7 protein-coding genes are annotated in these 7,523 nt (G+C 55.7%); all 7 read right to left on the bottom strand.

Annotation, left to right across the window (positions count from 1 at the left end; translation table 11 throughout):
* Window positions 1-728 (bottom strand): NADH-quinone oxidoreductase subunit M (locus tag B2R48_RS06245; RefSeq protein WP_296998840.1); only part of this gene is annotated, 728 nt, incomplete at its 3' end.
* A gap of 6 nt (window positions 729-734) precedes the next feature.
* On the bottom strand, window positions 735-2,738 hold the full coding sequence (gene nuoL, locus B2R48_RS06250; RefSeq protein ID WP_296998842.1) for an NADH-quinone oxidoreductase subunit L: 2,004 nt from the start codon (window positions 2,736-2,738) through the stop codon (window positions 735-737).
* A gap of 7 nt (window positions 2,739-2,745) precedes the next feature.
* The gene (nuoK, locus tag B2R48_RS06255) at window positions 2,746-3,054 is read right to left on the bottom strand and encodes an NADH-quinone oxidoreductase subunit NuoK (protein WP_007089416.1); all 309 of its coding nucleotides are present in this window, start codon (window positions 3,052-3,054) and stop codon (window positions 2,746-2,748) included.
* Window positions 3,054-3,662, bottom strand: coding sequence for an NADH-quinone oxidoreductase subunit J (locus B2R48_RS06260; protein WP_062954571.1), 609 nt, complete (start codon window positions 3,660-3,662; stop codon window positions 3,054-3,056). Before B2R48_RS06260 ends, nuoK begins: the two co-directional genes overlap by 1 nt.
* Window positions 3,663-3,745: 83 nt before the next feature.
* Entirely contained in the window at window positions 3,746-4,234 is a 489-nt protein-coding gene (nuoI, locus tag B2R48_RS06265) for an NADH-quinone oxidoreductase subunit NuoI (protein ID WP_044826786.1), read from the bottom strand.
* A 31-nt stretch (window positions 4,235-4,265) separates the two neighbouring features.
* Entirely contained in the window at window positions 4,266-5,279 is a 1,014-nt protein-coding gene (gene nuoH / locus B2R48_RS06270; RefSeq protein WP_062954568.1) for an NADH-quinone oxidoreductase subunit NuoH, read from the bottom strand.
* A gap of 87 nt (window positions 5,280-5,366) precedes the next feature.
* The gene (gene nuoG / locus B2R48_RS06275; RefSeq protein ID WP_296998846.1) at window positions 5,367-7,427 is read right to left on the bottom strand and encodes an NADH-quinone oxidoreductase subunit NuoG; all 2,061 of its coding nucleotides are present in this window, start codon (window positions 7,425-7,427) and stop codon (window positions 5,367-5,369) included.
* Window positions 7,428-7,523 lie beyond the last annotated feature (96 nt).

Raw genomic sequence — 7,523 nt, forward strand, 5'->3', positions numbered from 1 at the left:
GTCGGTGCCTCAACGTGGGCATCGGGCAGCCAGGTATGGACCGGCCACATCGGCACCTTGACGGCGAACGATGCAAAGAAGGCCAGCCACAGCCAGAGCTGCATATTATAGTCGAAGCCGTATTCCATCAGGGTCGGGATATCGGTGGTGCCCGCTTCGAAATACATCGCAAGCAGTGCCACCAGCATCAGGACCGAACCAAGAAGGGTGTAGAGGAACAGCTTGAATGCCGCATAGACGCGACGCTGACCACCCCAGACGCCGATGATAATGAACATCGGGATCAGGACGCCTTCGAAGAACAGATAGAACAGCAGACCGTCAAGGGCGCTGAACATGCCGACCATCATCGTTTCAAGAACGAGGAAGGCGATCATGTATTCCTTCACGCGCTTCTGGATTGCTTCCCAGGCCGACAGAATACAAATCGGTGTGAGGAAGGTCGCAAGCAGGACGAAGAGAACGGAAATACCGTCAACGCCCATGTGATAGGAAATGTTCAGACCCGGCATCCAGTCCGCCTGCTCGACAAACTGGAAATCTGCGGTCGTTGCATCGAAGTTCACCCACAGCATCAAGGATACGAGGAACGTGAACCCCGAGGTCCAAAGCGCAACCCAACGGGAATTGCGGGCAACAGTCGCCTCTTCACCGTTGATCAGCAGCAGCAGGGCTGCACCGACCAGCGGCAGGAAAGTGACGATCGAAAGAATTGGCCAATCACTCATCGCCCGTTAACCCATCTTCCAAATTGTGTAGGAGACCAGCGCCGCAATGCCGATCAGCATCGCAAATGCATAGTGATAGACGAAACCACTCTGAATGGCGCTGACGCGACGTGCGATGTTACGGCAAACGGCTGCAACACCATCCGGACCGCAACCATCAATGACGGCACCATCCCCTGATTTCCAGAAGCCATAGCCCAAAGCAAAGGCCGGCTTGACGAAAATCTTGTCATAGAGTTCGTCGAAGTACCATTTGTTCAGCGCGAAGCGGTAAACACCGTTGAAGGTGTTGGCCAGCGTGCGCGGAAGCGTCGGTACCAGCTTGTACATGACAATCGCAAGTGACAGACCGGTCAGCATCGCAACGAACGGTGCCCAAACGACCCAACCCGGGACGTGGTGTGCGTTCTCAAGTGCGTTGTGGCCTTCTGCCATGAAGATTGCGCCATTCCAGAAGGACAGCATTTCCTCATAATCACCGACACCGAACCAATCCGATGCAAACCAACCAGCGAAGATCGCACCAACGGTCAGGAACAGGAGCGGACCCGTCATGACTGCAGGGCTTTCATGCACGTGTGCCATGGTGCGTTCATCCGCACGCGGTGCGCCGAAGAAGGTCAGGAAGATCAGACGCCAGCTATAGAACGAGGTCATCAGAGCAGCAAGGATACCTGCCCAGAAGGCGTACAAACCAACACCGGTATGTGCGGCATAGGCGCTTTCAAGGATCAAGTCCTTGGAATAGTAGCCCGCGAAGCCCGGAACACCTGTAATCGCCAGCGTACCAATCACCATGACAGCGAAGGTCAGCGGAACCATTTTGGCAATACCGCCCATCTTGCGCATATCCTGTTCATCAGACATGGCGTGGATGACCGAACCGGCACCAAGGAACAGAAGCGCCTTGAAGAAACCGTGCGTCATCAGGTGGAAGACACCTGCCGAATAAGCCGACACGCCGCAAGCAAAGAACATGTAGCCCAGCTGCGAGCAGGTCGAATAGGCAATGACGCGTTTGATGTCGTTCTGAACACAGCCAATGGTCGCTGCGAAGAACGCAGTCGAGGCACCAACGATGGTCACGATCATCAGGGTGGTTTCAGCATATTCAAAGATCGGCGACAGACGCGCGACCATGAACACACCAGCCGTCACCATGGTTGCCGCGTGAATAAGTGCGGAAACCGGGGTCGGGCCTTCCATTGCATCGGGAAGCCAGGTGTGAAGACCAAGCTGTGCCGATTTACCCATCGCGCCGATGAACAGCAGGAAGCAGGTAATCTCAAGTGCGGAGAACTCATGTCCCAGGAACATCAGCGTTGCGCCAGCGACTTCTTCGGCATTGCCAAAGATGACGTCGAACTGAACACTGTCGAACAGGACATAGACCGCAAAGATACCAAGGGCAAAGCCGAAGTCACCGACACGGTTGACGATGAAGGCTTTCATCGCAGCAGCCGATGCAGAAGGCTTGGAATACCAGAAACCGATCAGAAGATACGACGCCAGACCAACGCCCTCCCAGCCGAAGAACAGCTGGATCAGGTTGTCGGCGGTAATCAGCATCAGCATCGCAAAGGTGAACAGGCTCAGATACGCCATGAAGCGCGGCTTGTCCGGGTCATGCGACATATAGCCGATCGAATAGATGTGAACCATCGAGGACACGCCGGTCACAACGATCAGCATCACACAGGTCAGCGTATCAATACGCAGCGACCAGGACGCATCAAAGCTGCCCGATGAAATCCAGGTAAACAGTTCGATCACAACCGGGTTGCCACCCAGGGCAACATCGACAAAGGCAAAGATCGAGATCACAAACGCAATCACGACACCGGCAACGGTGACCAGCTGAGCCACGCGATCAGCCGAGGACGCACCATGATGGTGATGACCATGGCTGTCATGCGGGGCCTGCTTCGCGGTCGACATGGCGCCGACCAGCGTAATGGTCCCGGCAAGGACTGCCGCGATCAGGGGCAGGAATACAATCAACGGATACATATCTGCCTTACCCCTTCATCATGTTGATGTCTTCAACCGCGATGGTGCCGCGGTTACGGAAGTAAACGACCAGGATCGCCAGACCAATTGCCGCTTCAGCCGCAGCAACCGTCAGAACGAAGATGGTAAAGACCTGTCCGACGAGGTCGCCGAGGAACGACGAGAACGCGACCAGATTGATGTTGACCGCCAGCAGCATCAGCTCGATCGACATCATGATGATGATGACGTTCTTGCGGTTCATGAAGATGCCGAAGATCCCGAGTGTGAAAAGGATCGCCGCGACGGTCAGATAATGTGCAAGACCGATTTCCATCAGATCCCCCTTCCGACCGGAACTTTTTTGACTTCAAGCGTATCAGCGCGGTTACGCTTGACCTGCTCGGAGATTTTCTGACGACGGACACCATCACGGTGACGCAGCGTCAGGACAATTGCGCCAATCATCGCAACAAGCAGAACCAGACCAGCCGCCTGGAAGATGTATGCGTAATCGGTGTAGATCAGTTGACCAAGTGCCTCGACGTTGGTCAGCCCTGCCGGTGTCGGCTGCGCGAGAACCGCGACTGCCTCATCCGTCAGGGTCCAGCCAGCGCCAACCAGTGCCAGTTCGACAAACAGAACAACCGCGATCAGAACCCCGATCGGCAGATAGTTCAAAAAGCCCTGACGCATCTCGACAAAGTTAATGTCGAGCATCATGACGACGAACAGGAACAGGACTGCAACCGCGCCGACATAGACGACGACGAGCAGCATGGCGAGAAACTCGGCACCCAGCAGGACGAAAAGTCCGGCTGCGTTAAAGAATGTCAAGATCAGCAACAGTACCGAATGCACCGGGTTGCGAACGGTCACAACCGCAGTCGCGGACAAGACCGCGACGGTAGCAAACAGGTAAAAAGCCAAAGCCTGTACGACCATAAGGTACCCCCTTGGCGAACCGTTGCTGCCCCAATGGCTAACAACGGCCCATGAACTCTCTTTCTAACGATCAGACGCGACACTTACCGATAAGGTGCGTCTGCCTCCAATCGTGCAGCAAGCTCGGCTTCCCAACGCTCGCCGTTTGCCAGCAGCTTGTCCTTGTCATAGAACAGCTCCTCGCGGTTTTCGGTTGCGAACTCGAAGTTCGGACCTTCGACAATGGCATCCACCGGGCAGGCTTCCTCGCAGAAGCCACAGTAAATGCATTTCGTCATATCAATGTCGTAACGCGTGGTACGACGCGAACCGTCATCGCGCGGCTCGACCTCAATGGTGATGGCCTGTGCCGGGCAAATGGCTTCGCAAAGTTTGCAGGCGATGCAACGCTCTTCGCCGTTCGGATAACGGCGCAGCGCATGTTCGCCACGGAAACGCGGGCTCAGCGGACCTTTTTCGTACGGGTAGTTGATCGTCACCTTGGGCTTGAACATGTATTTCAAGGTGAGCGCCATTCCCGAAACGAGTTCCGCGAGCAGGAAGCTCCGGGCCGTCCGATCAATAAATGACATCGTTTACCTCTCTCTTTCCGATGCGCGGCGATCAGGCCGGGACCTTGTCAAAAACAACGAGGAACGTTGCAACCAGCATGACCCAAGCAAACGACAGCGGCAGGAAGATTTTCCAGCCCAGACGCATCAGTTGGTCATAGCGGTAACGCGGGAAGGTTGCACGGACCCACAGGAAGATGAACAGAACAAAGCAGATCTTGAAGATGAACCAGATTGCGCCCGGGATGAATTCAAGGAACGGCAACGGCGCGCTCCAGCCACCCAGGAACAGAATGGCGCACAGGCCACTCATCAGGATCATGTTCGCGTATTCACCCAGGAAGAACAGCGCAAAGGTCATTGCCGAATAGTCGACGTTATAACCCGATACCAGTTCGGCTTCCGCTTCGGGAAGGTCAAACGGTGCGCGGTTGGTTTCGGCCAGAATGGATACGATGAAGACGATGAACATCGGGAAGTGATAAACGAAGTTCCACTCCCAGATACCGCCGACCTGCCCCCGGACAATGTCGCTGAGATTCAGCGACCCGGTTGTCAGCAGGACCGAGATGATGATCAGGCCAATCGAAATCTCATACGAGACCATCTGGGCGCCGGAACGCAGCGCACCAAGGAAGGCGTATTTGGAGTTCGATGCCCAACCGGCCATCACGATACCGTACACACCCAGCGACGAAATCGCGAAGATGTAAAGAATACCGACATTCAGGTCAGCCAGAACCATGCCCTCGTCGAACGGAATAACCGCCCAGGCAATGATCGCCAGAATAAAGGTCAGCATCGGGGCAATGATGAACACGCCCTTGTTCGCGCTGCTCGGAATGATTGTTTCTTTCAGAAACAGCTTCAAACCATCGGCAAGCGGCTGCAGGAGACCAAACGGCCCCACAACGTTCGGGCCCTTACGGAGCTGAATAGCACCGATAACCTTACGCTCGGCGTAGGTCAGATAGGCGACAGCACCCAGCAGCGGCAGGACAATCGCCAGAATTTTGGCGACGATCCAGACGAGCGGTTCAATATATCCGTCCCAAAGAAGTTCCATCGGTCAAACCGTATCTTTTGCGTTTCGTCCCAAAATTGGGACACCCCCTTGCGGGATGAGCGACGATCAGATCGTCGCTCCCCTTACTCAGGCAACCTTCTCGGCAGCCGCATCCTTGACAAAGGCCTCAGTACATTTGGCCATCGTCACCGATGCACGGCTGATCGGGTCGGTCATATAGAAATTGCGAACCGGCGATACGAAGCCATCAGACTTCATGTCACCTGCCTTGCCGAAATCGGTCCATTCTGCTTTGGTCGGAACGTTCAGCGACGCAAAGGTCGGGCTGAGTTCCACCATGCGCTCGCGAACGGCATCGATGTTGTTGTATGGCAGCGTCAGATCGAGCGCACCGGAAAGTGCACGAACAATCGCCCAGTCCTCGCGCGCGTCACCAACCGGGAAGATCGCACGCCAGCCCTGCTGGGCGCGGCCTTCGGTGTTGACATAAGTGCCGTTCTTCTCGGTGTAGGCAGCCCCCGGCAGGATCACGTCGGCTGCCTGTGCACCGGCATCCCCCATCGCACCCTGGTAAATGACAAATGCCTTTTCCAGTTTGCTCATGTCGACTTCGTCGGCACCCAGAAGATAGACAACTTCGATATCGCCGTTGGCAGCGCCATCAAGAATGTCGTTGGTCGCAAGACCGCCCTCACCCGGCACGAAGCCAAGATCAAGGCCACCAACACGCGATGCCGCGGTGTGCAGAACGTTAAAGCCGTTCCATTCACCAGCAACCATGCCATATTTCTCGGCAATAGCGCGGGTTGCAGCGAGGACCGCATCACCGTCTTCACGGCTGAGCGCGCCCATACCGACAATGATCATCGGCTTTTCAGCAGCTTCGAGAACCTTGGCGAACTCGTTCTTGCCATCCAGAATTTCCTGGAGGGTGTCCGGACCAGCACCGAGATAATCGTTCTTGTAGGTCGGGTCCCACTTCTCACCGATGATGCCGACTTTGAAATCGCCAGCCGTCGCCCGCCAGCGCTTGCGCAGGCGGGAATTGATGATCGGCGCTTCTGCACGGACATTGGCACCGACGATAAGGCAGGCATCTGCCTCGTCAATGCCGGCAATGGTGCTGTTGAAGATATAGGAAGCACGCGGGCCACCAATCTTCGAGCCGTCCTGACGGCAATCAAGGTTCGCAGACCCCAGCTTGCCCATCAGGTCTTTCAGCGCGGTCATCGATTCACAATCGACCGTATCACCTGCAAGTGCGGCAATCTTGTTGCCAGCCAGACCGGAAACCTTCGCCTTGATCGCAGCAAATGCCTCGTCCCAGCTTGCCGGCTGGAGTTTGCCATCCTTGCGCACATAAGGACGATCAAGACGCTGACGCTTCAGGCCGTCAATGGCGTAACGGGTTTTGTCGGAAATCCATTCTTCGTTGATGTCTTCGTGGGTGCGCGGCAGAACGCGCATCACTTCGCCCGTACGGGCATCAATACGAATATTGGATCCAACCGCATCCATGACATCGACGCTATCGGTTTTCTTGAGCTCCCACGGACGCGCGGTAAACGCATACGGCTTGGAAGTCAGTGCCCCGACCGGGCAAAGGTCAACCAGGTTGCCCGACAGTTCGGAGTTGATCGACGCTTCGATATACGGTCCGACTTCGGTGTCCTCGCCACGGTAGACAGCACCCATGGTACCGACACCGGCGACTTCTTCGGAGAAGCGAACGCAACGGGTGCAGTGAATGCAACGGGTCATGATCGTTTTGACGATCGGGCCCAGTTCCTTGTCCTTCACGGCACGTTTTTTCTCGGCGTAACGTGAAGAGTCAAAACCATAGGCCATTGCCTGGTCCTGCAGATCACATTCACCACCCTGGTCACAAATCGGGCAATCCAGCGGATGGTTGATCAGCAGGAATTCCATCACGCCATTGCGTGCTTTCTTGACCAGATCGGAATCGGTTTTGATCACCATTCCATCTGCCGCCGGCATGGCACAGGATGCGACCGGTTTCGGCGCACGTTCCATTTCCACCAGGCACATACGGCAGTTACCGGCGATTGACAGGCGTTCGTGATAGCAGAAACGCGGGATTTCCTTACCGGCCTCTTCACAGGCCTGAAGGACTGTCGCCCCGGCTTCTACTTCAACTTCAATACCGTCAACTGTTAGTTTCGGCATGTCTCAATCCCTCTCAACAGGCCTCTCTCAGGCCGCGATCCGTGCGCGATATTCCTTGATCCGACGTTCCATTTCGGGACGGAAATGACGGATAAG

It is taken from the genome of Thalassospira sp. UBA848, assembly GCF_002295455.1.
Classification (GTDB): Bacteria; Pseudomonadota; Alphaproteobacteria; order Rhodospirillales; family Thalassospiraceae; genus Thalassospira.